Below are 23,998 nucleotides of genomic sequence, written 5' to 3'. Positions count from 1 at the left end.
GGGCAACTTCCTCTTTAGCACGGATTGCGGAGAGTACTCATGTCGATCACGCCCGGTCACACCACGCACCACCACGGCGACACCCCAACCTCCCCCAGCAAGGACAACCGCATCGTCAGCGCCGCGATCCACCCGGCCATCGGCGTCGCGCGGGTCGGTAACAGCGAGGCGGAATATTTTGTCGGCCCCCAGGTCACGGAACCCCGGCCCGAACCCCTCGGGTTTTATCGCGATGCCCAGGGCGCCCTGAAGCGCCAGGCCGCCGAATTCCGGATCTACGGCTATAACCTGGCCGGCGAAGTGGTCGCCGAGCTGACCACGGAAAACGCCGATATCACCTGGTCGGCCCATGTCGCCAACAGCAAGGCGCAGTGGTACCAGTGGCAACTGGCGATGGACATCCCCGAAGCCGCCAAGGTGGTACTGCCCCTGCGCAATGCGACAGTCACCGACGCCAAGGCCCGCGGCGAACTGACCATTGACGGCGGCCTGCAACATATCAGCGGCACCCTGGCATCGGGAGTCGAGTTCAACGGGACGTTCCAGGGCACGCCGGTCTACCTCGGCGAATTGCGCACGGACGCCCAGGGTCGGTTGCTGTTCCTCGGCGGTCGCGGCGTCTCCGCCTCGCCCAAAGGCACACCGATCTTCAACCCGACAGACGACAACAGCTTTATCAACGCCGACGGCTGGTACGACGATACCAGCGATGGCCCGGTCAGCGCCCAGGTCAGTATCGGCGGTCGCTCGATCCCGGTGGAGCCGGCCTGGGTCGTCACCGCGCCGCCGAACTACGCACCGCAGGTAAAAGCCATACGCACCCTGTACGACCTGACCTATGACCTGTTCATCGGGGCCGGCTGGCTGAAGCCGAGCACCTCGGTATCGTTCCGGCATGATGTCTATCCGATCCTGCAACGCCTGTCAGGCCTGCAATGGGTCAACCAGGGCTTCGCCACCCAGTTCGGCCATAACGGCCGCTACAACTTCGAAGACCCGGCCTTCATCGCCCAACTGGCGAGCAAGCCGACGTCGGACAACTATGATGTGTTCGGTGAAACCCGCCGGCAGATCTTCAACAGTTTCCGCCAGCCCGACCCGGTCGATGGCAACGTCCTGCCCTGGCCATGGATCTATGGCGATGCCATGACCTCGATACCCAACCCGAGCCCACGGCAGAACGCCGCGATTACCCAGACCCAGTACCAGGCGCTCAGCCTCTGGGCCGCTGGCACCTTCGAATCCGACTGGGCCGGCGATCCGCTGCCCGAGCACCTCGACTCGGTCCCCCTGGCCGAGCAACCGGCGATGCTCGACCGTGCAGCCCTGGACTTCTGCCTGGCCGATGCCTTCCATCCCGGCTGCGAACTGACCTGGCCGATGCGTCACCTGCCGCTGTATGCCAAGCCCTGGCGCATTCGCCAGCGTCCGGCCGGCAGCTCGCAACCCGACTACGGCAAAACCCTGAACCAGGCCCAGGCACTGGCCGTCGGCGGCCCGCTGTACGGCCAGGGGCCCGGTGACCTGAACCGCTGGATGGGCCTGCCCTGGCAGGCGGACACGGCCTATTGCCGTGGCGGCTACGACCCGGCCTACAACCCGTTCACCTCGACATTCTGGCCCGCCCGCGTCCCCAACCAAGTGCTCAGCGATGCCGATTACGCCCTGGTCACCGACCCTTCGGTGCCGCCGGAGCAGCGCCTCGTCGCCTTTGTCGAGCGCAGCAACTGGAACGCGCCGCTGGATATCAACTATCCGGAAAAGACCCCGACCGCGGTACAGATGAAGACCATGGTCGATATCTTCGGCTCCATGGGCCTGCTGGAAGTACGCAAGGGCATCTCCGGCAGCGCCGTCTACCCGGACACGATGATGGTCGCCAGCTACGGCCCGGCCATTACCCAGGCGCAGACCTTTGCCAGTGCGCAGTTGGCGGCCGATTTTGCGGCGGCGGGCAGTCCCGGCGCCGCGGGACCACGGCCACCCAAGGGGGCCAACTTCAGCAGTCAGGAAGAGGCCCGGGAGGCACCACGCGCCGTCAACCCCGGAAACCGTCCGACCTAGATGGAAGACTACGACGTCGCCATCGTCGGTGGCGGTCCGGCCGGTTCGGCGACCGCCATCACCCTGGCTCGCCAGGGCTGGCGGGTGCTGCTGGCCGATTCGGCGCCTGCCGGGCGTTTTCGGGTGGGCGAGGGTTTTCCGCCTTCGGCCCGTTCGCTGCTCGCCGACCTGGGGGTGCTCGACGGCTTTCTCGCCGCCGGGCATCGCCCCAGCTACGGCAATGTCTCGATGTGGGGCTCGGATGAGCCACACACCGATGACTTCATCTTTCGTACCCACGGCCAGGGCTTCCAACTGGACCGTGCCGCTTTCGATCGTCACCTGCGTGCCGCCGCCCGCCAGGCCGGGGTGGCGCTTCACGAATCTACGCGCTTGAGCCAGACACCCGACGAGGACGGTTTCTGCCTGCGCCTCGCCCGCGACGGTCACGAACACCGGGTCCGCAGCCGCTGGCTGATCGACGCCGGTGGCCGCCCGGCCGTGTTCGCCCGCCAGCAAGGGGCACAGCGCCTGGAAAATGATCGGCTGGTGGCGTTCTACCTGTTGCTGCACAGCCCCCGGGGCACCGACCGGGACGGCCGGACCCTGGTCGAGGCGGCCGAGAACGGCTGGTGGTACAGCGTACTGCTGCCCTCGGGAGAGCGGCTGGTGACCTACCTCAGCGATCTCGACCTGCTCGACCGCCAGCAGTTGCTGAACAGCCAGGGCCTCTGGCGACTGCTGCAACAGACGCACTTGCTCCGCGACCTGTGCCAGCAACATGGCTACCTGCCCGGCACCTCGGTCCACGGCATGGATGCCGGCAGCGGGCGGCTTTCCGTGTTCCATGGCGAGCATTGGGCGGCCGTCGGCGATGCGGCGCTGTCCTTCGACCCGCTGTCCTCGCAAGGCATCGCCACCGCGCTTTACTGCGGCATTCACTGTGCCCAGGCCGTGCATGCCTCGCTGCAGGGCGACGACAAGGCGCTACCGGCCTATGCCGATCTGCTGGCACGGATCTACGCCGCCTACCTGATTAACCGGAAGCAGTTCTACGGGATGGAAAAACGCTGGAGCGAGTCGCTTTTCTGGAGTCGGCGCTAGCGTCGAAAAAGCGCGTTGACGATGCGCAGGACGCGCGAAACGGCAGGGTTGAAGTGATCTAGGACTGTCTTTTTTCGACTAAGTTCCCCAGTAAAAACAGTAAGTTATGATTTTGTATACAACCCGTGCTATTCGTCGGATTTCCATTGTAACGACTCCGTCACAAGCCTCAGGATCGCGCCGTCATCCCTTTGAGGCTCCTCTCACATGAAGTTCTCGTCGATTCTCTTGTTGTCCCTGAGCCTGGCCAGTGGCCTCGCGTCGGCTGGCGGTACCACCGAAGCCGGTATTGGTGGCGCATTGGGCGGCGTGCTCGGCTCCGCCGTCGGCCAGTCGCTGGGCGGTAACACCGGTTCGACCATCGGCGCGGCCCTGGGCGGCGCGGGCGGTAGTGCGGTGGGTGCCGACCGGCGCAGCCGTGGCGAAGCCGCCATCGGCGGGGCCCTCGGCGCGGCCGGTGGCAACGTGGTCGGCCGCAGCATGGGCGGCAGCACCGGCAGCCTGATCGGCGCTGCGGCGGGCGGTGGCGCCGGCGGTGCATTGGGTAACTACATGGGCAACTCCAGCGATCGCGAAGATCGCCGTTACCGGGATGACCGTCGCGACTATCGCGGTGACCACCGTGGCCGTGGCCACGCCTATGGCCATCGCAAGCACGGTCGTCACTGGCGCGACTGAGTCAGCGCAAGGGAATGCCACCCAGGCATTCCCTTGGCTTGGGCACGCCCCCTCGCTCCCCCATGCATAAAGCCCGTCGGCAAATCCATCGACCATGCAGATTGCATGGGCCTCAGACCCAGCCTTGCCTGCAACCCACTGAAATAAATACTGATTTTTTCAATCGAGGGTTTGGCACGTCCGCTGCTATCTCCTGAGTGAAGGCTGCATGTCTCTCACTTATGGAGCACAACAACAATGATCGGGAACGCCGAAACCTACCCTGGCGCAGTGCACGACTCGTCGAATCACTCAGGAGTTTCCTGGGCGGCGATCTTTGCCGGAGCCGCCGCCGCGGCCGCACTTTCTCTCCTGCTGCTCATGCTCGGTGCCGGGCTGGGCTTTTCCGCCGTCTCGCCTTGGGCGGGCGAAGGCGTCAGTGCCAAGGGACTTGGCATCTCGGCGATCGTCTGGCTGGCCGTGACACAGATCCTCGCCTCGGGCATGGGCGGTTATCTCGCCGGGCGCCTGCGGGTGAAGTGGACCCGCATGCACAGCGATGAGGTCTACTTCCGCGATACCGCCCATGGTTTTCTGGCCTGGGCCGTGGCAACCCTGCTGACCGTCACCGTGGTAGCCGGCTCCGTCAGCGGTCTGGTCGGCGGCGGCGTCAAGGCGGGGGCGACGGTCGCCTCCGGGGCCACGAGCAGCCTCGCCAGCACCGCCACGCAGAACACCGCGGGCAACTCCGACTACTTCATCGACCTGCTGTTTCGCGATAACCGCCCGGTGGCCGTCAGCGAAGACGCCGCCCACGCCGTGGTCACGCGGATCTTCGCCCGCAGCCTGGGCAACAGTCAGTTGAGCGCTGACGACCGCGCCTACCTGGCGCAGCTGGTCAGTCAGCGTACCAATCTCAGCCAGGCCCAGGCCGAAGCACGTGTGGACCAGGTCTACGGCCAGGCCCGCCAGGCCGTAGACGACGCCCGCCAGGCTGCCGATCGCGCTGCCAAGGCCGCCGCCTGGTCAACCCTGTGGATGTTTATCGCGCTGCTCATCGGTGCCTTCTTCGCCAGCCTCGCCGCCACGTTCGGCGGTCGCCAGCGCGATGGCGTGACCTACCTGGAAGCCGGCGAATACCACACCACCGAAGCCGTGACCCTGCGTTAATAGGAGAATCAACATGCGCTCACTTCTACTGTTCTTCCTGGGTGTACCCATCCCGGTCATTATCCTGATCGCGCTGTTCGTGCACTGATGTACCGGCGGCGGCCCTCTCCCGAGGGTCGCCGCGCTTGTAAGCGTTACGCTTAATCCGCCCCGCCCGTAGTCCATGGCCAGGGGAGATGCGTTACATTCCATTACATCTCTCGCTCGCCGATGCCTTAAGCCGAATTCCTAGAGGCCGCACGTTAGAGCCTTTGCACCATCTTCCCAGGAGCCTTTGCCGTTACTGGATGATGGTCGAAATATCTGTCCGAGCGGTCAATTTAAAAACCAATTGCACACGCGAAAACACAAGCTGTCCGGTCAGTCGGATTAAGGGTTATCCCGATACTGATATCAATATGCTACCGATATGATCCGCCGACCTTGAGCTATGCAATGGAAGCAGGAGATGCGGATCTATCTTGGAGTCTGGTTAGGGATCGCGCTTAGTGCTGTCGGGCTGTTTCTCGCCCACCCCCTCCTCAATGGTGCCGGCCTCGTGCTTATCGCCGCCGCCGTCATAGGCCTGCGTGTCACCAAGGCGCCGAACGCCGCGCTCGCCACCTCCCTTACGCCACACCCCGATACCGCCCCCCCTGCCACCGAACTGCATGTCCTGCTGCCGGCCGTCGCGCCGAGCTGGAGCGACAGCATCGGCCAGAGCCGCGAACTGCTGCAGTCCAATATCAGCGAGCTGTTCCAGCGTTTCGCCAATATCGCCACACGCCTGGAAGGCGGCCTGCACAACTCCGAAAGCATCCTCGGCAGCGGCGGTGTCGGCGAAAGCCTGCGCGATGCCAACGACCGCCTGCATGAAGTGACCCAGTCCTTCGAAACCAGCAGCCAGCGCCAGCACGAACTGCTCGGCACCATCAGCCACCTGGGCGACTACGCAAGCCAGTTGCAGCAGATGGCCAAGCGGGTGCAGGAAATCGCCAGCCAGACCAACCTGCTGGCGCTCAACGCCGCCATCGAGGCAGCTCGCGCCGGCGAATACGGCCGGGGCTTCTCGGTGGTCGCCGACGAAGTGCGCAAGCTCTCCACCCTGTCCGCCGAAACCGGCCAGGGCATGGATGCCAAGGTCGGCGAAATCAACCATGCGATCCAGACCACCATCAGCGCCGCCGCCGAACTGGGCACCAGCGAACAGGCCAACCTGGACTTCCTCAACCGCTCGGTGACCCAGGTCATGGCACGCCTGGGGGACAACCTCGACGAGCTGACCGATGCCTCCCGCGCCCTGCAACAGGACGCCCGGGACACCCAGGCCGACATCCAGGCCATCATGGTCAACCTGCAGTTCCAGGACCGCACCGACCAGATGCTCGACCATGTCCAGGCCGACCTCACCCACTTGCTCGAAGCCATTGCCAGCCAGGACAGCAGTCTCAATGACCCGCCCGCCTGGCTCGAACGCCTGCGCCAGCGCTTCACCACCGACGAAGAGCGACAGGGTCGGCCCCAGGCGGCGGCCAGCAGCGACGTGACCTTCTTCTAGTTTCTCCCGCTTTTCCCTTTGCAAGAGTGATGAACATGGCCAAGACCATCCTGATCGTCGACGACTCCCTGTCGATGCGCCAACTGGTGAAAATGAGCCTGACCGCCGCCGGTCACCAGGTCATCGAAGCCTGCGACGGCCGCGACGCACTGACCAAGCTGACCGGGCAGAAGATCAACCTGATCATCAGCGACGTGAACATGCCCAACCTCGACGGCATCGGGCTGGTGAAGGCGGTCAAGGCCCGCAACGAATACCGCTTCACACCGATCATCATGCTCACCACCGAAAGCGAGCAGTCGAAGAAAGCCGAGGGCCAGGCCGCCGGGGCCAAGGCCTGGATCGTCAAGCCGTTCCAGCCCCAGCAACTGCTGGCAGCTGTCGAAAAGCTCCTGGGGTGAACACACCATGTTCTCGCTGACACCCGCTGTCGATGGCACGCCCGCGCAATTGCGCCTCAAGGGCGACCTGACCCTCTACGAAGTCAGTATGGCCCGCGAACAGTTGCTCGGCCTGCTGCCGCTGCCACCGGGCCCCTGGCAGCTGGACCTGAGCGGCCTGAGCGAACTCGACAGCGCCGGTGCCCAGTTGCTCCTGGCGATCCAGCGGGCGCTGTCCTCCATCGATCATCCCGCCACCGTGAGCCAGGTCTCCGACACCGCCCGGGAACTGCTGACACTCCTGAACCTGGAATCCCTGTACCCCGCCGTCCAGACCGAGGACTGACCCATGCTCAGTGGCGAACAATGGAACCAGCTGTTGCTGGGCTTTCTCAGCGAAGGTCGCGACCTGCTCAAGGACGCCGAGGACAGCCTGCTACGCCTTGAGACCAGCCCCGCCGACCAGGACGCGGTCAACAGCCTGTTCCGCGCCGTGCATACCCTCAAGGGTTCTGCCGGGATCTTCTCGCTGACGCCACTGGTCAACCTCACCCACCACCTGGAAAGCCTGCTGATGTCGGTGCGCGACGGCCAGCGCGCACTGACCCCGGCCCTGACCTCGCTGATGCTCAACTGCATGGACGAGCTGAGCGCGATGATCGAGCGCGTCGACCCCGACAGCGGCCTGCTGGACGCCGACGAGGCCCGCCAGGCGCCCCTGCTCGCGGCGCTGTTCGAGGCCCAGGGGCAAGCGCCCGCGGAGTCGGCTCCGGTTGAGCCGCAAGACGCCCCTCCAGGGGCGGCGGACTCGATCACCTGGCAGGTTTCCATCAGCTTTTCCGAGGAGCTGTTTCGCAACGGCTTCGACCCCGCGGCGTTCCTGCGCTACCTCAAGCGCCTGGGCGCAATCATCGCCCTGCGAACCCGCAGCGAGGCCCTGCCGGCCCTCGATCATCTGGACCCGGAAACCTGCCACCTGGGCTTTGAATTCCAGTTGCTGACCGCCGCCAGCCAGACGGAAATCGAGGAAGTCTTCGAGTTTATCCAGGACTTCTGCGAGCTCCGCCTCAGTCCTGTCGAGCCGCCCGCCATGGCCGTGATGGCGCCCGTCATCGAGCCGTCGCCGGCCCTCGATACGCCCCCGGCAAAGACCACGACCAGCCGTGACCGCCGCAGCCTCGACACGACGATGGTCAAGGTCGCCGCGCACAAGCTCGACGAACTGATCAACCTCGTCGGCGAACTGGTGATCAGTACCGCCGGGGCGCAGATGCAGGCGCGGCGCAGTGCCGACAGCGGTTGCATGGAAACCACCCAGGCCGTGCACCAGCACGTCGAGCAGATCCGCGAAGCGGCGTTGAAACTGCGCATGGTGGAAGTCGGCGAGACTTTCAATCGCTTCCATCGGGTGGTCCGTGATGTCAGCCAGGAACTGGACAAGAATATCCAGCTGAGCCTGGTCGGCGGCGAGACCGAGCTGGACAAGTCGGTGATCGACAAGATCGCCGATCCGCTGACCCACTTGGTGCGCAACGCCATCGACCACGGCATCGAGTCGGCTGCCGAGCGCCTGGCCGTCGGCAAGCCCGCCGAAGGCAACCTGCGCCTCAATGCCTATCACGACTCCGGCATGATCGTCCTCGAAGTCAGCGACGACGGCCGTGGCCTGAACACCGCGCGGATCCTGGCCAAGGCCATCGACAAGGGCCTGGTGGACCCGGACGCGCAGCTCAGCGATCCGGATATCCACCTGCTGATTTTCGAAGCGGGGTTCTCCACCGCCGAACAGGTCTCCAACCTCTCCGGCCGCGGCGTCGGCATGGATGTGGTGCGCAGTGCCATCGACCAGTTGCGCGGGGTGATCGAGATCGACTCGGTGGCCGGCCAGGGCTGCACCTTCCGCATCCGCCTGCCGCTGACCCTGGCGATCATCGACGGCTTCCAGGTCGGCGTCGGCCAGGACAATTTCGTCATCCCGCTGGACATGGTCACCGAATGCATGGAGGCCGGCCCCGAGTGGCTGAGCCAGGGCCAGGGCTATCTCAACCTGCGGGGCAAGCCCCTGCCGTGCATCGCCCTCGACCGGCATTTCGGCCTGACACCAAGCAGTGCCCGGCGCCGCAACATAGTCGTGGTCAGCCAGGGCCGGCAGCAGGCCGGGCTGATCGTCGACCAGTTGCTTGGCGAACTGCAGACCGTGATCAAGCCCCTCGGCCAGATGTTCCAGCACCTGCGCGGCATCAGCGGCTCGACCATCCTCGGCTCCGGCCAGGTGGCGCTGATCCTCGATATCGCCAGTCTGTTCCGCCAGTTGCAGGCCACCACCGAACCCGTGGCCCACCCGATTCATACCCCTTGCCCAGCCTTTCAGGAGAATTATCATGCAATTCATCAGGAACATGAAGATAGGCATCCGGCTGACCGCGGGCTTCCTGCTGGTGGTGGTGCTGACCGCCATCATCGGCGTGATCGGCATCCGCAACCTGTCCCAGGTCAACGACCTGTCGGACCGCATGTACGACCTCGATGTCACCGGCATGAGCCTGATGCAGGAAGCCAATATCCAGCTGATCGTCGCCGGGCGCTCGATGCGCCACAGCCTGCTCGCCACCAGCCAGGCCGGTCGCGAACAGGCCGCCAATCAGGCGCGGGCGGCCCTGGAACAGACCCGCAAGTTGATCGCCGACGCGCGCAAGGCCTTTATCACCAAGGAAGGCCAGGCCCAGATCGACCAGATCGACGCACCGCTCAAGGACTACGAGAATCTGATCCACCAGGTGCTGAGCACTCACCAGCAATCCAACCAGTTGCAGGAAACCAGCGACGTCACCGACCTGCTGCCCAAGGCCGTGACCAGCGGCGACGTGGTCGACAAGCTGATCGGCCAGGTCACCCGTGGCAAGCAGGATCGCGCCGCCGAAGCCAACCAGCAGATCAATGATATCGCCACCAGTTCGCAGACCCAGATGATCGCCCTGGTGATCGCCGCGACCCTGATGGGCATGCTGATCGGCGTGCTGGTCACGCGCAGCATCACCCGTCCGCTCAACGGCGCCGTGGAAGCCGCCAACCGCATGGCCGCCGGCGACCTGAGCCAGGACCTGCCGGTGATCAGCAAGGATGAAACCGGCCAGTTGCTGGCCGCCATGCAGAACATGACCGTGCGCCTGCGCAGCATTCTCGGCGATGTGCGCAGCGCCGCCGACTCGTTGTCCTCGGCCTCGGAACAGGTCAGCTCGACCTCCCAGTCCCTGAGCCAGGCCGCCAACGAACAGGCCGCCAGCGTCGAGCAGACCAGCGCCTCGGTGGAGCAGATGTCGGCCTCCATCGCCCAGAACACCGAAAGCGCGAAGATCACCGACGGCATCGCCGGCAAGGCCGCCAATGACGCCGTGCAGGGCGGCGGCGCGGTGGGCGACACGGTACTGGCGATGAAACAGATCGCCGACAAGATCAGCATCATCGACGACATCGCCTACCAGACCAACCTGCTGGCCCTCAACGCCGCCATCGAGGCCGCCCGTGCCGGCGACCACGGCAAGGGCTTCGCGGTGGTCGCCGCCGAAGTGCGCAAGCTCGCCGAACGCAGCCAGGTCGCCGCCCAGGAAATCGGCCAGGTCGCCTCCAGCAGCGTGCAACTGGCCGAACAGGCCGGACGCCTGCTCAACGAAATCGTGCCGAACATCCAGAAGACCTCCGACCTGGTCCAGGAAATCACCGCCGCGTCCCAGGAGCAGAGCGGCGCCGCCGGGCAGATCAATATCGCCATGGGCCAGATGAACCAGATCACCCAGCAGAACGCCTCCGCCTCCGAGGAACTGGCCGCCACCGCCGAGGAGATGAACGCCCAGGCCGGGCAGTTGCAGGAGCTGATCGGTTTCTTCCGCTTCGAAGAAGAGTCGGGAGCGACCCACCGGCCGCAACCGCGCAGCCAGGACAGTTATGCCTTCAACGGCCCGCGTGACGGTTTCAAGAGCCGCGCGACGGTCGATGAAGGCCAATTCGTGAGCTTCAATTGAGGGCCGGATCATGACTGCGAACCTCAGCCGCCAGCTCCAGGCCCTGCCCGACGCGCCCGTGGCGCTGAGCATCCAGCACCTGTCGTTCCGCGTGCGGCAGGCGGCCTATGCGGTGCCCATCGACCTGGTGCGCGAGATCATCGAGTACGGCGACGTGACCGCCGTGCCGATGATGCCGGCGTTCATCCATGGCGTAATCAATCTGCGCGGCAACGTGGTGCCGGTGCTGGACCTGGCCGCGCGCTTCGGTTTCGAACTGACCGCCGCCGGCAAGCGCACCTGCATCGTGATCATCGAACTGGAACTGGATGACTTCAGCCAGCGCATCGGCCTGGTGGTCGACGCAGTGGACGCGGTGCTCGATATCGACCCGCAGCAGGTGGTCGCCGCGCCGACGTTCGGCGCCGGGATCCGCACCGATTTCATCGCCGGCATGGCCCGTGGCGAAGAGGGCTTCACCATCATCCTGAACATCCCGCAGGTGTTGTCCCTCGACGACATCCGCCAGCTCAGCCTCGCCGCGACCCAGGGAAGCTGAGATGTCGAGCTACCTCAAGCTGCCGACCCTGGGTGACAGTGAATTCCGCCGCCTGCAGGCGCTGATGGCCGAAGCCTCGGGCATCGTCCTGGCGCCGAACAAGCGCCCGCTGGTGGCCGGACGGCTGATGAAACGCCTGCGTCATTACCAGCTCGACAACTACGCCGAGTACCTGCAGATGCTCGACCAGCCGGCGTACCTCAAGGAGCGACGGCTGGTGGTGGACCTGTTGACCACCAACGAAACCTACTTCTTTCGCGAACACCCGCACTTCGACTTTCTCGGCACCTGGCTGGCTCGCCAGAAAGGCCCGCTGAAATTCTGGAGTGCCGCCTGCTCTTCCGGCGAAGAGCCCTACAGCATGGCCATGGTGATCCAGGAACACCTGCGCGGCGGCGACTGGTCGATCCTCGCCAGCGACCTCAGCCTGAGCATGCTGGAAAAGGCCGCCGAAGGGATCTACGACATGGCCCAGGCCAAGTATTTCCCCCAGGGCTGGCTGCAGCGCCATTGCCTGAGCGGCGTCGGCGACATGAGCGGGCGCTTCCGCGTCCAGGCGGCCCTGCGCGAGCGGGTCAGCCTGCGCGAGATCAATATCGTCCAGCCGCTGCCCGACGGGCTCGGCCTGTTCGACGTGATCTTCCTGCGCAATGTGCTGATCTATTTCAACAACGAAGAAAAGCAACGCATCGTCCAACGCCTGGTCAGCCAGTTGCGCCCCGGCGGCCTGCTCTTCATCGGTCACGCGGAAAGCATCCACGGCTTCGACCTGCCGGTGCGACTGCTCAATCCGTCGGTCTACGAACGCCTATGAATCCGCCGTTATTCCTGCGCCCCGGCGACTACTTCTTCGGCCAGCACGAAGGCACGGTCACCACCCTGCTCGGCAGTTGCGTGTCGATCATTCTCTGGCACCCGCGCTGGCGCCTGCTGGCGGTCTCGCACTACCTGCTGCCGAACGACCCGAGCGCACGCAACGGCCTCGACACCCGCTACGGCGAAGGCGTGTTCCAGCGGATCCAGGCCGATATGCGCCGCCACGGCACCCATCCCAACGAGTACCGCAAAGGCATTTTCGGCGGTGGCAGCCTGGTGCGTTTCGAAGGCACGCCGACCCGCAAGATCGGCCACAGCAACAGCGCCTTTGCCCGCGAACAGTTCAGCCTGCGCAACTGGGCGGTGGACCACTGCGACCTCAACGGCCAGCACTACCGCCGGCTGCATATCGACGGCAGCAGCGGCGTGATCGACTGCCAGCGCAACAGCGTGCAACCGCTGCTGCTGGGGAAACGAGCGCGATGATCCGGGTGTTTATCGTCGACGACTCGGCCCTGGTCCGCCAGGTGCTGACCCAATGCCTGGAAAGCCATCCGAACATCAAGGTGATCGGCCAGGCGGCCGACCCGCTGTATGCCATCGACAAGCTGCGGCGGGACTGGCCGGACGTGCTGATCCTCGATATCGAGATGCCACGCATGGATGGCCTGACCTTCCTGCGCCAGATCATGGCCGAGCGCCCGACGCCCACGCTGATCTGCTCGACCCTTACCGAACAGGGCTCGGCGGTCAGCGTCGAGGCGCTCGCCGCCGGGGCCGTCGGGGTGTTCACCAAGGCCCGCCTGGGCCTCAGGCAGAGCCTGGAACAGCTCTCCGCCGAACTGATCCGCAAGGTCGAGGAAAGCGCCCGGGCGCGGCCGATGGCCCTTCGCCACAGTCCCCCTGCCGCAGAATCCGGTCCCACGACGCCAGCCGTTGCCGGTGTGCTCAGGACCACGGACCGGGTGGTTGCCCTGGGCTGTTCCACGGGCGGTACCCAGGCGCTGGAATTCATCCTTCGGCAGTTGCCGCGTGACTGCCCGGGGATTGTCATCGTTCAACACATGCCGGAGAAGTTCACCGCCGATTTTGCCCGGCGCCTGGACAAGCTCTGCCAGATCGAAGTTCGCGAGGCCAGACACCTGGATCGCGTCCACAGCGGCCTGGCATTGCTGGCTCCCGGAGGCTTGCACATGCAGCTCAAACGCAGTGGTGCGCACTATCAGGTAGAGGTACTCGACGGCCCTCCGGTCAACCGGCACAAGCCGTCGGTGGACGTGTTGTTCCGTTCAGTGGCTCGACAGGCCGGAGCCAATACATTGGGGATTATCATGACCGGAATGGGTGACGACGGTGCCCGCGGGCTGCTCGCCATGCGTGAAAACGGCGCCAGTACCGTTGCCCAGGACGAGGCCAGTTGCGTGGTGTTCGGCATGCCCAAGGAGGCTATCCGCCTGGGCGCCGCGCAGTCGGTCGAGCCCCTGGCGAAGCTGCCGAAACTGATCCAGCACTTTGGCGACAGTGGCCGCCACGGTTGACCTGAACCCGATAAGCGTGTGGCGAGCCCGCTCCTGCCCGGCATGCGGGCGGGCCCGTGCCTGAATCTGTGTAGACCCTGGGTTGGAATCCAGACACAAAAAACCGCAGCACGTCCACGCGGCGGCTGCGCCCTTCCCTTTGCGCCATGGGCTAGAGCTTATGCTTTGTCGAATACTGCTTGCCGACGATTACCCGCTGTTTCGCGCGGGTATGCGGGCATTGCTGGAAAAACAACAAGAATACGAAATCGTCGGTGAAGCGGGCGATGGCCAGGCAGCGATCGAACTGGCCTCCAGTCTCAAGCCGGACATCGTCCTGCTGGATATGTCGATGGAGCGTATGAACAGCGTCGCGGCGCTCAAGGAACTGTCACTGCGGGCGCCGCGCAGCAAGGTGCTGATGCTGTCGATGCACACCGACACGCACTTCGTGATGAAGTGCCTGCAACTGGGCGCCCATGGCTACCTGCTGAAGACCGCGACGGTGCTGGAACTGGAACTGGCCCTCAAGGCCCTGCGCCACGGTGGCCAGTACCTGTCCTCGGCGGTGGTGCCACTGGTGGTCAACCAGGCGGTGCGCCAGAGCCATGAGCAGCCGATCAAGGCCAGTCAGGTCGCGCTGACCGCCCGCCAGCTGGAAATCCTCCGGCTGATCGCCCGCGGCGAGTCGACCCGCTCCATTGCCGTCGGCCTCGGCCTCAGCGTCAAGACCGTGGAAGCCCATCGCTCGCAGATCATGCACCGCCTGCGGATTCACGACATCGCCGGCCTGGTGCTGTTCGCCGTGCGCGAAGGGATCATTCAGATCAACGACTGAAGGGCATCGCGCAGGCCGCCGGGGATCGACACCGGCTGGTTGCTCGCGCGATCGACGAACACATGGACGAAGCGCCCCGCGGCGCAGGCCTCGTCTTCGCCGGCCTTGAACACCGCCAGTTCGTATTGCACCGAGCTGTTGCCGAGCTTGCCGACCCGCAGGCCGATCTCGATGCGTTCGGGGAAGGCCACCGAAGCGAAGTAATCGCAGGCGGAACTGACCACGAAGCCGACGACTTCGCCATCGTGGATATCCAGCCCGCCCTGCTCGATCAGGTAGGTGTTCACCGCCGTGTCGAAAAAGCTGTAGTAGGTGACGTTGTTCACATGGCCGTAGACATCGTTGTCGTGCCAGCGGGTGATGATCGGCTGGAAATGCCGGTAGTCGGCACGGTGTGGCAGGCGGTCGGTCATGGGGGCCTCGGCTCGGAAACGAGCAGTCAGAAATGGGCGCCGAGAAAGCTGAAATAGCGCTCGCGGTACTCCGGGAGTTCGTTCGCCAGGTGATGCCGGGCCTCGGCCAGCATCAACACTTCGGGCTGGTCGAACTTGCTGCGCAGCACCGTCAGGTTGTGCTGCCAGTCGACGGTCATGTCGCCATCACCCTGGACGATCAACGGCCGCCGCGGGCTTTTCGCCGCGCCTTCGATACCCGGGATCCAGCGCGCCAGGGCGCCGACCCAGGCGGTCGGCAGACGTTGCGGTTGCAGCGGATCGGCCTGCAGGAACGGCATGAACGCCGGGTCATGGGTGTTCTCGCTGAAACGCCGGGCAATGCCTTTGACGAATGGCTTGAGCAGGTAGTAACTGAGCTTCGACCAGCCCCAGGCCCGTGGCCGCACCAGCGGCGACAGCAGCACCACCTTGCCCTGGGCCGGGCTGTCGAGGCCATGCCGGAGCAGGTGGTCGACGACGATGGCGCCCCCCGTGCTCTGGCCGAACAGGTGCCAGGGCTGCGGCAGGTCAAGGGACCGGGCCTCGTCGAACAACCCCTCCAGCGCCCGTTGATACTCGGCGAAGTCATCGATACTGGCCCGCTCGCCACTGGACAGGCCATGGCCCGGCAGGTCACAGGCGATCACCGCGAAGCCGCGGTCCAGCGCCCAGTCGATCACATTGCGGTACAGCCCCATGTGATCGTAGAAACCGTGGAACAGGAACAGCGTCGCCACGGGGTCCCGCGGCAGCCAGAGCTGGCTGACCAGGTCGAAGCCGCCGCTGCGGAAACCACCGAGGCGGCTGCTGAAGGGCGAGGTGCGGTGGGCCAGGTCCAGGCCATAGAAGCGCTGGTAGGCCTGCGCCGATGCCGACAAGGGCTGCGCGGCGGCCAGGGGTCGCAGGCTGGCGCGCAGGGAATCGGGGTCGAAGGTGGCAGGCATAAGGGGCTTCCAGGCAAGGGTGCGGCAACGTCGAGGCGTTTTACTGATCTGCGATATTCTTCTGTCAGGGCGGGCATGGCAAGCTACCCGACCTTCGAGGACCGAATCGCCATGCCCCAGACTCGTCACAAGACATTACTCGCCGGCCTGCTCGCCGTGGTTTGCGCGGCGGGCCTGTGGCTGGCCTACGACTGGTTCCAGGGCCGTTATATTCGTGCCTTCAGCGACCAGACCGCGTTGTTCGCCGGTGATCGCCTCAGCCTGCCGGCAGACCTGGCCGGCCCCGGCCGGATCCGCCTGGTGCATTTCTGGGACCCGGCCTGTCCGTGCAATGTCGGCAACCAGCAGCACCTGGGCGAACTGATCGCGCATTTCGCGCCGCTGGGCGTGGACTTCTACTCGGTGCAGAAACCCGGCACCCACGGCCAACTCCCCGCCACCCTGGGCGCCATCCGCCCGCTGGCGAGCCTCCCCGGCGCCGAGCACCTGACGGTCAGCCCGGCGGTGGCGATCTGGGACCGCGACGGTCGGCTCGCCTACTTCGGTCCCTACAGCCAGGGCGCTACCTGCAATTCCAGCAACAGCTTTATCGAGCCGATCCTGCAGGCCCTGAGCGAAGGGCGCACGGTCAATGCCACCCACAACATGGCGGTGGGCTGTTACTGCCCGTGGGACGGGGTTGGCAAATGAACAAGGCGAACCGGACTTTTTGAGGTAAAGACTAGTTTGTGCGATGTATCCACCTGCCCGCCTGTGCTAAACCTTAGCGGCTCGGCACCGGTAGCCCTGACACGAACAAGGAACCCCGCATGAAACGCAGCATGACCGTTCTCGCCGTCCTGATCGTCGCCCTGGCCGGCGCGGGGACCTGGTACGTCCAGGGCAAACTGCCGACGCGCCAGGGCCAGGTCACGCTGGACAACCTGCAAGGACCGGTCACCGTGCGCTACGACGAGCGTGGCGTGCCGCATATCCGTGCCGAGAACGACACCGACCTGTATCGCGCCCTGGGTTACGTGCATGCCCAGGACCGCCTGTTCCAGATGGAAATCGTCCGGCGCCTGGCCCGTGGCGAACTGTCCGAGATCCTCGGGCCCAAGACCCTGGAAACCGACAAGCTGTTCCGCAGCCTGCGCATTCGTGACCGCGCCGACCGTTACGTCGCCGAGCTGGACAAGCAATCCCCCGCCTGGAAGGCCCTGCAGGCCTATCTGGACGGCATCAACCAGTACCAGGCCACTCACGCCAGGCCGGTGGAGTTCGACGTGCTGGGCATCGAGCGCAGGCCCTTTACCGCCGAAGACACCATCAGCATCGCCGGCTACATGGCCTACAGCTTCGCCGCCGCCTTCCGCACCGAGCCGCTGCTGACCTATGTGCGGGACAAGCTCGGCGCCGACTACCTGAAGGTGTTCGACCTGGAGTGGCGTCCCCAGGGCATGCTCGGCTCGCCGACACCACTGGCCGATAGCGACTGGAAAGGCCTCGGCGCCCTGGCCCGGCTCAGCGACGAAGCCCTGCGCGATGCCGGCGTGCCGCAGTTCGAGGGCAGCAACGCCTGGGCGGTGTCCGGCAGCCGGACCAAAAGCGGCAAGCCGCTGCTGGCGGGCGACCCGCATATCGCCTTCTCGACCCCGGCGGTGTGGTACGAGGCGCAGTTGTCGGCACCGGATTTCGAGTTGTACGGTTATCACCAGGCCCTGGTGCCGTTCGCCTTTCTCGGCAACAACACGGCATTCGGCTGGAGCCTGACCATGTTCCAGAACGACGACCTGGACCTGATCGCCGAGAAGACCAACCCGGAGAACCCCAACCAGGTCTGGTACCACGGCCAGTGGGTCGAGATGACCCGCAGCGAACAGCAGATCGCGGTCAAGGGCCAGCCGCCGGTGACCTTCACCCTGCTCCAGTCGCCCCACGGGCCGATCGTCAACGATGTGATCGGCGCCAATGCAGGGGCCAGGCCGATTGCCATGTGGTGGGCCTTTCTCGAAACCCCGAACCCGATTCTCCAGGGCTTCTACGAACTCAACCGTGCCGACACCCTGGACAAGGTGCGCGAGGCGGCCGGCAAGATCCAGGCGCCCGGCCTCAACCTGATGTGGGCCAATGCCAAGGGGGATATCGGCTGGTGGGCCGCGGCGTTGCTGCCCAAGCGTCCGGAGGGGGTCAACCCGGCGTTCATTCTCGACGGCAGCACCGGCGACGCGGACAAGGACGGCTTCTACCCCTTCAGCGCCAATCCCCAGGAAGAGAACCCGGCACGGGGCTATATCGTCTCGGCCAACGCCCAGCCGGCCTCGCCCACCGGCATGGTCATTCCCGGCTACTACAACCTCGCCGATCGCGGCCAGCAACTGAACCGGCAACTGGCCGATACCAGCGTGCGCTGGAGCCTGGAGAACAGCCAGAAACTGCAACTGGGCACCACCACCGACTACGGGCCGCGACTGCTCCGGCCGCTGCTGCCGGCCCTGCGCGAAGCGGCGAGGGACCCGGCCGAGCTGAAGCTGGTGGAGCAGTTGGCGATGTGGAAGGGCGATTATCCGATGAGTTCCACCAGCGCCACGCTGTTCAACCAGTTCCTCTACGAACTGGCCCGCGCGGCGATGCATGACAAGCTCGGCGACGACTACTTCAACACCCTGCTCAGCACCCGGGTGGTGGACGCCGCGTTGCCGCGCCTGGCCGCCGATGAACATTCACCCTGGTGGAACGGCAACCGCGCCGACACGGTGAAACGCGCCTGGCAGGCAACGCTGGCCCATCTCAAGGCCACCTACGGCGACGATCCGGGTGCCTGGGTGTGGGGCAAGGCCCATACCCTGACCCACGGCCATCCGCTGGGACGGCAGAAGCCGCTGGACCGGCTGTTCAATGTTGGGCCCTTCGATGCGCCGGGCACCCACGAAGTGCCGAACAACCTCTCGGCGAAGATCGGCCCGGCGCCCTGGCCGGTGACCTATGGCCCGTCGACCCGGCGGCTGATCGACTTCGCCGACCCGGACCACGGCCTGACCATCAACCCGGTGGGACAGAGCGGCGTGCTGTTCGACAAGCACTACAGCGACCAGGCCGAAACCTATATCGAAGGCGGGTACGAGCAGGTGCATATGAACGAGGTCGAAGTCTCGGCCAACACCCGCAGCGTGCTCAAGCTGATGCCGGCCAAGTGACCATCCCACTGATCGTTCCCACGCTCCGCGTGGGAATGCAGCCCGTGACGCTGCGCGTCACAAAGCGGACGCCGAGCGTCCATAGAGGCATTCCCACGCAGAGCGTGGGAACGATCATCAAAACACAGGTTTCTCTGTGGGAGCCGGCTTGCTGGCGATGAACGATAACGCGGCGTGTCTGAAACACCGCGTCGCCTGAATCGCCAGCAAGCCGGCTCCCACAACTCTAGCCACCCGCCCGGCGAAGACGCCCCGGCGCCTCGCCATAGATCTCCTTGAATTTCTTGCTGAAGGCCGCCTGCGACTGATAGCCGACCTGGGCGGCGATATCGCTCAGGCCCAGGTGTGAATTGCTCAACAGGCCATAAGCCAGTTCCATTCGCACCCGCGTCAGCAACACCCACGGCGACTCCCCCGCGACCTTCACGAACGTGCGCATGAAGCTCGCCCGCGACATGTTCGCCAGCGCGGCCAGGCCGTCGATGGTCCACTCGTGGGCCGGGTCTTCGAGCATGCCCTGCCAGGCCCGGCTCAGGCGCTTGTCCGCCAGCAGTGCGAGGGTGCCACTGGCCTGCGCCTGCTGTTGCAGGTAGACCCGCAGGATCAGCGTGAACAACGCCGACGACAAGGCATCCACCAGGAACCGCGCACCGGCCTGGTCACCGTCGGCCTCCACCCGCAACAACCCCACCAGCGCTGCCAGCTGCCCGCTGGCCGGCAGGTCGCGGCTGGACACCACCAGGTATTCCGGCAGGGCCGCGAACAGCATCGACTCGCGCTGGTAATGGAAACGCCCGCACAACAGGTCCAGTTCGACGCGCCCGCCGCCGAACCGATGCACCGGCAGCAGGCCGCCCTGGCTGATCCGTGGCGTGGCCGGCGCCACCCGCTGCCCGGGGCTGCGCAACAGATGCGTACCGCCGCCCGGCAGCACAAAGATATCCCCGGTCTGCAACCGCACCGCCCGACCGCCCGGCAATTCGACCTGGCAATCACCGTCCAGGACGATGTGATACGGCGCGATACCGACGCTTTCCTGCTCATGATCCAGCGCCCAGTCGCCCTGCAACTGGCAGCGCAGGTCCAGGCGGCCACGGACCCCGGCCAGCACGATGAGCTTGTCGATCGAGTTCATTTGCGCATATCGGACAAAGGGTTGAGTGAATCGGACAAAAGTGTCTACACCAGATAGGGAACACTAGGCTCGTTGCTTGAGCAGTCTACCCTTACTTATTCAGGAGTTACCATCATGTTTCTCAACTGGTCCGAACTACTGCCTACCATCAAGAATGCATTCGGTGCATTGAGCAAGTCCAATCCGAAGATGGTCCAGGCCTATATGAAGTTGGGCGAGGCGGCGGCGGAAAACAATGTGCTGGACGCCAAGACCCGTGAACTGATTTCCATCGCCGTGGCGATTTCCACCCGTTGCGACGGCTGTATCGGTGCCCATACCGACGCCGCGATCAAGGCCGGTGCGACCCGCGAGGAAGTCGCCGCCGCCCTGGCCACCGCCATTTCGCTGAATGCCGGGGCCGCCTATATCTACTCGCTGCATGCCCTGGAGGCTTACGACAGCCTGAAATCCTGAGTGATCGTCAACGCGGTTATGCTTCTCTCTCCCCTTTCGGGCCCGGACACTTTGTTGTCCCGGGCCCTTTTTTATTTATTCGACTATTTCGCCAGGAACAGCTGAAACGAATACGTGGAAAGTTGAGCACAGCGAACAGGAACAGCAACTTGCGAAACTTCAGGACAAACCCGACTTGTTAACCACTGAAGTTCAAAGAAACACCCTGCCGTTTTCCTTCACGCCCTGGCTGCGGCTGCTCTGGCAATTGAGCACGAGCGGAGCCTTGCGCGGATGGCCATGGCCTCTTCGTGGGCAAGCCCACTCCCACAGTTCTGAAACCTTGTGGGAGTGGGCTTGCCCACGAAAGGGCCACCGCAGCCACCCCAAGGCTCAAGCCAATCCGGCAAAATGCTGGCGAAACTGCTGCGGCGTCACTCCCAAGCGTCGCTGGAACACACTGCGCATATGGTGCGCGTCGCGAAACCCGCATTCGTAGGCAACGGTTTTCAATGGCGAGTTGCCGCTTTCGAGCATCACCCGCGCCGCGTCCACCCGCGCACTCTCGACAAACTCCGCCGGGGTCACCCGGGTCTCGCGAACAAACACCCGGGAGAAATTACGCGCGCTCATGTTGGTCGCCTTGGCCAGCTCGGCGATGCTCAGGTCGCCGGTCAGGTGGGCCAGCACATACTGCTGGACCTGGGCCACCGGCGAGGACGCCTCGGCATAGGGTGTCAGATAGGGACTGAACTGCGACTGGCCGCCCGAACGCTGGGTAAACACCACCAGCCGCTTGGCCACGTTGAGGGCCACTTCCGCGCCCTGGTCGCGGGACAGCAGGTACAACGACAGATCGATGCCCGCCGTCACCCCCGCCGAAGTGAACAGCTTCTCGTCCTGGACATACAGGCGATCGGCCTCGACCCGGGTGGTCGGGCACAGCGCCGCCAGGGCCTGCGAGTCGTTCCAGTGGGTGGTCACCGTGCGTCCCTCCAGCAAGCCGGCCCGGGCAAGCATGAACGCGCCGTTGCAGATCGAACCGAAGAAGCCGGCACGGCCGCTGGCAGCCCGCAGCCAGGCATGGAATTCTTCGCCGAAATCCTGCCCCGGCAGGCTCGGTCCGCCGGCACACAACAACAGGTCGTAGCTCGCCAGGGCTTCGCTGAAATGCCGATGCGCCTGGATCGCCAGACCATTGGAACAGGGCACCCAGCCGCGTTCGACACCGATCACTTCAAGGTGATACTGGGCGTCGGGCAGCAGGAAGCGGTTGGCTTCGGCAAAGACATCCATCGGCCCCGTGACATCCAGGGACTGGACGCCGGAGAACACGACAACGGCGACGGTGCGGGTCATGGAACAAGCCTCATTCAGATCAGCCCTACGGTAACCAAACCCCCGTCGCGATGCGAGGCGGACCTCGCCGCTGGCCGGAAAAGCCCGCTGCTTGGCACGATTGCGACGCCCGCCGCGAACCCGGCCGGAAAACCCGCCAGGCTGTCCGGATTGCGCCCCTCGCGCGGCTACGGAGCCTCCCGGCCGATCCTGATAATAGCCGGCGTTGACGCGGCACTTGCGCCACGTCGCTGACCGGAGCGATACACACCATGAGTACCCCCGTTGTTGTAAACGCCGAACGAGTCGGCCCGGCCTTCTCGGTCGACGGCATGCTGCTGGCCCGCCAGAAAACCCGTGAAGTGATTGCCCGTATCGCCGAGCGCGTGGAGCCGGGCATGGTCGAGGAAGACGCGGTCGAGATGGCCAAGCAGGTCCTGGTCGGCAGCGGCCTGCAACTGAGCTGGCACCCGACCCGGGTGCGCTTTGGCAGCAACACCACCAAGGCGATGAAGCAGTCGTCGGAGCCCGGCATCGTGCTGCGCGACAACGATATTTTCTTTATCGACCTGGCACCGCGCGTCGAAGCCTGGGAAGGCGATGGCGGCGCGACATTCGTGGTCGGCCAGCACAAGGAATACGAGCGTTGCGCCCGTGACGCCGAGAACCTGTTCCATGAAGTGCGGGAAATCTGGACCCGCGACAAGCTCAGCGGACGGGCACTGTACGATCATGCCGACCGTATCGCCCGCTCCATGGGCTGGGAACTGAACTTCGACCTGCCGGGCCACCGGGTCTCGGACTTCCCCCATGCGACCCTCCACACCGGCTCCCTGGCCGAGTTCGAGCTGAGCCCTTCGGCCATGCGCTGGATCCTCGAGATCCATATCCGTGACCCGCAGAAACGCTTCGGGGCCTTCTTCGAAGACATGCTGCTGGATGACGCCTACTACGTTTGAACCCGCCCGCCCGTGGCCGCCCCTGCACGTTCGGCCTGCCGGCTGATCGCGAGCCGGCTCGGCTCCTGCAGGGAATCGGCGCTGGCGCGAAACCCGCCCCGAATGGCCGTAATCGCCACCTTGTGTCGATAGCGGCCAACCTTCTACCCCGCCAGACTGATTCCATCGGCGCCAACCCGGCGCTCGCCCCCCAGGAGTCATGACCATGAGCAACACCATTGCCGGTATCAGGATCCCCGACAGCGCGCTGGCCAGGGCCACCACCGAATACATCCGCGATGTGGAAAGCGACCTGCTGTACAACCACTCGCGCCGGGTGTTCCTGTTCGGCGCCCTCAGCGGCGAACGCAAGCAACTACCCTACAACCCCGAACTGCTCTATGTCGGCGCGATGTTCCACGACCTCGGCCTGGTGGAAGGCCATCGCAGCGACGACGATCGCTTCGAAGTGGACGGCGCCAACGCCGCCAAGGCGTTCATGAAGCCCTACGGGCTGTCGGATGACGATATCGAGCAGGTCTGGCTGTCGATTGCCCTGCACACCACGCCGGGCGTGCCCCAGTACCTGCGCCCGACCGTGGCGCTGGTGACCGCGGGCGTGGAGATGGACGTGCTGGGGATGGAGTATGCCGCGTTCCCTGCCGCGCAGCGCGAAGCCGTGGTGCATGCGCATCCACGTGGGGAAGGGTTCAAGGAGTGCATCATCTGCGCGTTTGCCGATGGGCTGCGCCATCGTCCGCTGACCACCTTCGGCAACGTCAAGACCGACGTGCTGAAGGACAAGGACCCGAGCTTCAAGCCGATGAACTTCGTCGAGGTGATCCGGCGTTCGCCGTGGGCCGAGTGACTCACCTGCGGATGTGTCGGTGGTCTTGAGGGCCTCATCGCTGGCAAGCCAGCTCCCACAAGGGGCTCCAGTCGTACACAAAATCCATGTACGCCCAGAACCTGTGGGAGC

22 protein-coding genes and 1 pseudogene are annotated in these 23,998 nt (G+C 64.9%); 19 read left to right on the top strand and 4 right to left on the bottom strand.

Going from position 1 to position 23,998, the window contains the following annotated elements:
• Positions 1 to 39: 39 nt before the first annotated feature.
• From KI243_RS01380 to KI243_RS01315, 14 genes and pseudogenes are all read left to right on the top strand, one after another.
• Entirely contained in the window at positions 40 to 2,064 is a 2,025-nt protein-coding gene (locus tag KI243_RS01380) for a LodA/GoxA family CTQ-dependent oxidase (protein WP_212810365.1), read from the top strand.
• Positions 2,065 to 3,147 carry an NAD(P)/FAD-dependent oxidoreductase gene (locus KI243_RS01375; RefSeq protein ID WP_212810364.1) on the top strand — a complete coding sequence of 361 codons (1,083 nt, stop codon included), beginning with the start codon at positions 2,065 to 2,067 and terminating at the stop codon, positions 3,145 to 3,147.
• Between the two features lie 207 nt (positions 3,148 to 3,354).
• Positions 3,355 to 3,825, top strand: coding sequence for a YMGG-like glycine zipper-containing protein (locus tag KI243_RS01370; protein WP_103032674.1), 471 nt, complete (start codon positions 3,355 to 3,357; stop codon positions 3,823 to 3,825).
• Positions 3,826 to 4,062: 237 nt separating this feature from the next.
• Positions 4,063 to 4,974, top strand: coding sequence for a hypothetical protein (locus tag KI243_RS01365; protein WP_017127052.1), 912 nt, complete (start codon positions 4,063 to 4,065; stop codon positions 4,972 to 4,974).
• A gap of 448 nt (positions 4,975 to 5,422) precedes the next feature.
• Positions 5,423 to 6,511: a methyl-accepting chemotaxis protein gene (locus KI243_RS01360; protein ID WP_042935669.1), complete on the top strand. Its 1,089-nt coding sequence runs from the start codon at positions 5,423 to 5,425 to the stop codon at positions 6,509 to 6,511.
• Positions 6,512 to 6,546: 35 nt separating this feature from the next.
• Positions 6,547 to 6,912, top strand: a complete 366-nt coding sequence (locus KI243_RS01355) for a response regulator (RefSeq protein WP_017127054.1) — start codon at positions 6,547 to 6,549, stop codon at positions 6,910 to 6,912.
• 7 nt (positions 6,913 to 6,919) lie between these two features.
• Entirely contained in the window at positions 6,920 to 7,237 is a 318-nt protein-coding gene (locus KI243_RS01350; RefSeq protein ID WP_017127055.1) for an STAS domain-containing protein, read from the top strand.
• A gap of 3 nt (positions 7,238 to 7,240) precedes the next feature.
• Positions 7,241 to 9,205, top strand: a pseudogene (locus KI243_RS01345) (chemotaxis protein CheA); the annotation flags it as partial.
• A gap of 67 nt (positions 9,206 to 9,272) precedes the next feature.
• Positions 9,273 to 10,910 (top strand): methyl-accepting chemotaxis protein, encoded by a 1,638-nt coding sequence (locus KI243_RS01340; protein WP_177083646.1) that lies wholly within the window; start codon positions 9,273 to 9,275, stop codon positions 10,908 to 10,910.
• A 10-nt stretch (positions 10,911 to 10,920) separates the two neighbouring features.
• Positions 10,921 to 11,448, top strand: a complete 528-nt coding sequence (locus KI243_RS01335; protein WP_177083648.1) for a chemotaxis protein CheW — start codon at positions 10,921 to 10,923, stop codon at positions 11,446 to 11,448.
• 1 nt (position 11,449) lies between these two features.
• Entirely contained in the window at positions 11,450 to 12,262 is an 813-nt protein-coding gene (locus tag KI243_RS01330; RefSeq protein ID WP_017127059.1) for a protein-glutamate O-methyltransferase CheR, read from the top strand.
• Positions 12,259 to 12,750 carry a chemotaxis protein CheD gene (locus KI243_RS01325; protein ID WP_017127060.1) on the top strand — a complete coding sequence of 164 codons (492 nt, stop codon included), beginning with the start codon at positions 12,259 to 12,261 and terminating at the stop codon, positions 12,748 to 12,750. Before KI243_RS01330 ends, KI243_RS01325 begins: the two co-directional genes overlap by 4 nt.
• Positions 12,747 to 13,802 (top strand): chemotaxis response regulator protein-glutamate methylesterase, encoded by a 1,056-nt coding sequence (locus KI243_RS01320; RefSeq protein ID WP_017127061.1) that lies wholly within the window; start codon positions 12,747 to 12,749, stop codon positions 13,800 to 13,802. Before KI243_RS01325 ends, KI243_RS01320 begins: the two co-directional genes overlap by 4 nt.
• A gap of 160 nt (positions 13,803 to 13,962) precedes the next feature.
• Positions 13,963 to 14,619: a response regulator transcription factor gene (locus KI243_RS01315; protein ID WP_042935672.1), complete on the top strand. Its 657-nt coding sequence runs from the start codon at positions 13,963 to 13,965 to the stop codon at positions 14,617 to 14,619.
• Here KI243_RS01315 and KI243_RS01310 read toward each other — a convergent pair.
• Both KI243_RS01310 and KI243_RS01305 read right to left on the bottom strand, forming a co-directional pair.
• Positions 14,604 to 15,032 (bottom strand): thioesterase family protein, encoded by a 429-nt coding sequence (locus KI243_RS01310; protein WP_017127063.1) that lies wholly within the window; start codon positions 15,030 to 15,032, stop codon positions 14,604 to 14,606. The genes KI243_RS01315 and KI243_RS01310 overlap by 16 nt on opposite strands.
• A 26-nt stretch (positions 15,033 to 15,058) precedes the next feature.
• A complete protein-coding gene (locus tag KI243_RS01305) occupies positions 15,059 to 15,997 on the bottom strand; it encodes an alpha/beta hydrolase (RefSeq protein ID WP_177083652.1) in 939 nt (312 codons plus the stop codon).
• Between the two features lie 75 nt (positions 15,998 to 16,072).
• Between KI243_RS01305 and KI243_RS01300 the strand changes: the two genes are divergently transcribed.
• Positions 16,073 to 16,687: a DUF6436 domain-containing protein gene (locus KI243_RS01300; protein ID WP_177128013.1), complete on the top strand. Its 615-nt coding sequence runs from the start codon at positions 16,073 to 16,075 to the stop codon at positions 16,685 to 16,687.
• A 119-nt stretch (positions 16,688 to 16,806) separates the two neighbouring features.
• Positions 16,807 to 19,173, top strand: a complete 2,367-nt coding sequence (locus KI243_RS01295) for a penicillin acylase family protein (RefSeq protein WP_212810363.1) — start codon at positions 16,807 to 16,809, stop codon at positions 19,171 to 19,173.
• A 226-nt stretch (positions 19,174 to 19,399) separates the two neighbouring features.
• Here KI243_RS01295 and KI243_RS01290 read toward each other — a convergent pair whose 3' ends face one another.
• Entirely contained in the window at positions 19,400 to 20,308 is a 909-nt protein-coding gene (locus tag KI243_RS01290) for an AraC family transcriptional regulator (protein ID WP_212810362.1), read from the bottom strand.
• A 114-nt stretch (positions 20,309 to 20,422) separates the two neighbouring features.
• Here KI243_RS01290 and KI243_RS01285 point away from each other — a divergent pair, with 114 nt between their 5' ends.
• Positions 20,423 to 20,764 carry a carboxymuconolactone decarboxylase family protein gene (locus KI243_RS01285; protein WP_017127068.1) on the top strand — a complete coding sequence of 114 codons (342 nt, stop codon included), beginning with the start codon at positions 20,423 to 20,425 and terminating at the stop codon, positions 20,762 to 20,764.
• 372 nt (positions 20,765 to 21,136) lie between these two features.
• Here the strand turns inward: KI243_RS01285 and KI243_RS01280 are convergent, their stop codons facing one another.
• The gene (locus tag KI243_RS01280) at positions 21,137 to 22,102 is read right to left on the bottom strand and encodes a DJ-1/PfpI family protein (protein ID WP_017127069.1); all 966 of its coding nucleotides are present in this window, start codon (positions 22,100 to 22,102) and stop codon (positions 21,137 to 21,139) included.
• A 251-nt stretch (positions 22,103 to 22,353) separates the two neighbouring features.
• Here KI243_RS01280 and KI243_RS01275 point away from each other — a divergent pair, with 251 nt between their 5' ends.
• Both KI243_RS01275 and KI243_RS01270 read left to right on the top strand, forming a co-directional pair.
• Entirely contained in the window at positions 22,354 to 23,040 is a 687-nt protein-coding gene (locus KI243_RS01275) for a M24 family metallopeptidase (RefSeq protein WP_042935674.1), read from the top strand.
• Between the two features lie 205 nt (positions 23,041 to 23,245).
• Positions 23,246 to 23,887, top strand: a complete 642-nt coding sequence (locus KI243_RS01270) for an HD domain-containing protein (RefSeq protein WP_017127071.1) — start codon at positions 23,246 to 23,248, stop codon at positions 23,885 to 23,887.
• The last annotated feature ends 111 nt before the right edge of the window (positions 23,888 to 23,998 follow it).

The organism is Pseudomonas sp. Ost2, assembly GCF_018326065.1.
GTDB classification, from domain to species: domain Bacteria; phylum Pseudomonadota; class Gammaproteobacteria; order Pseudomonadales; family Pseudomonadaceae; genus Aquipseudomonas; species Aquipseudomonas gingeri.
This window is presented reverse-complemented; position numbering and strand designations above follow the sequence as displayed.

Bases quoted from the DNA above. Each gene is read 5' to 3' on its own strand.
- KI243_RS01305 (WP_177083652.1), bottom strand. From the start codon at position 15,997: ATGCCTGCCACCTTCGACCCCGATTCCCTGCGCGCCAGCCTGCGACCC.
- KI243_RS01375 (WP_212810364.1), top strand. From the start codon at position 2,065: ATGGAAGACTACGACGTCGCCATCGTCGGTGGCGGTCCGGCCGGTTCG.
- KI243_RS01270 (WP_017127071.1), top strand. From the start codon at position 23,246: ATGAGCAACACCATTGCCGGTATCAGGATCCCCGACAGCGCGCTGGCC.
- KI243_RS01350 (WP_017127055.1), top strand. From the start codon at position 6,920: ATGTTCTCGCTGACACCCGCTGTCGATGGCACGCCCGCGCAATTGCGC.
- KI243_RS01275 (WP_042935674.1), top strand. From the start codon at position 22,354: ATGAGTACCCCCGTTGTTGTAAACGCCGAACGAGTCGGCCCGGCCTTC.
- KI243_RS01325 (WP_017127060.1), top strand. From the start codon at position 12,259: ATGAATCCGCCGTTATTCCTGCGCCCCGGCGACTACTTCTTCGGCCAG.
- KI243_RS01290 (WP_212810362.1), bottom strand. From the start codon at position 20,308: ATGAACTCGATCGACAAGCTCATCGTGCTGGCCGGGGTCCGTGGCCGC.
- KI243_RS01355 (WP_017127054.1), top strand. From the start codon at position 6,547: ATGGCCAAGACCATCCTGATCGTCGACGACTCCCTGTCGATGCGCCAA.
- KI243_RS01280 (WP_017127069.1), bottom strand. From the start codon at position 22,102: ATGACCCGCACCGTCGCCGTTGTCGTGTTCTCCGGCGTCCAGTCCCTG.
- KI243_RS01330 (WP_017127059.1), top strand. From the start codon at position 11,450: ATGTCGAGCTACCTCAAGCTGCCGACCCTGGGTGACAGTGAATTCCGC.
- KI243_RS01335 (WP_177083648.1), top strand. From the start codon at position 10,921: ATGACTGCGAACCTCAGCCGCCAGCTCCAGGCCCTGCCCGACGCGCCC.
- KI243_RS01370 (WP_103032674.1), top strand. From the start codon at position 3,355: ATGAAGTTCTCGTCGATTCTCTTGTTGTCCCTGAGCCTGGCCAGTGGC.
- KI243_RS01320 (WP_017127061.1), top strand. From the start codon at position 12,747: ATGATCCGGGTGTTTATCGTCGACGACTCGGCCCTGGTCCGCCAGGTG.
- KI243_RS01380 (WP_212810365.1), top strand. From the start codon at position 40: ATGTCGATCACGCCCGGTCACACCACGCACCACCACGGCGACACCCCA.
- KI243_RS01300 (WP_177128013.1), top strand. From the start codon at position 16,073: ATGGCAAGCTACCCGACCTTCGAGGACCGAATCGCCATGCCCCAGACT.
- KI243_RS01310 (WP_017127063.1), bottom strand. From the start codon at position 15,032: ATGACCGACCGCCTGCCACACCGTGCCGACTACCGGCATTTCCAGCCG.
- KI243_RS01285 (WP_017127068.1), top strand. From the start codon at position 20,423: ATGTTTCTCAACTGGTCCGAACTACTGCCTACCATCAAGAATGCATTC.
- KI243_RS01365 (WP_017127052.1), top strand. From the start codon at position 4,063: ATGATCGGGAACGCCGAAACCTACCCTGGCGCAGTGCACGACTCGTCG.
- KI243_RS01360 (WP_042935669.1), top strand. From the start codon at position 5,423: ATGCGGATCTATCTTGGAGTCTGGTTAGGGATCGCGCTTAGTGCTGTC.
- KI243_RS01315 (WP_042935672.1), top strand. From the start codon at position 13,963: ATGCTTTGTCGAATACTGCTTGCCGACGATTACCCGCTGTTTCGCGCG.
- KI243_RS01295 (WP_212810363.1), top strand. From the start codon at position 16,807: ATGAAACGCAGCATGACCGTTCTCGCCGTCCTGATCGTCGCCCTGGCC.
- KI243_RS01340 (WP_177083646.1), top strand. From the start codon at position 9,273: ATGCAATTCATCAGGAACATGAAGATAGGCATCCGGCTGACCGCGGGC.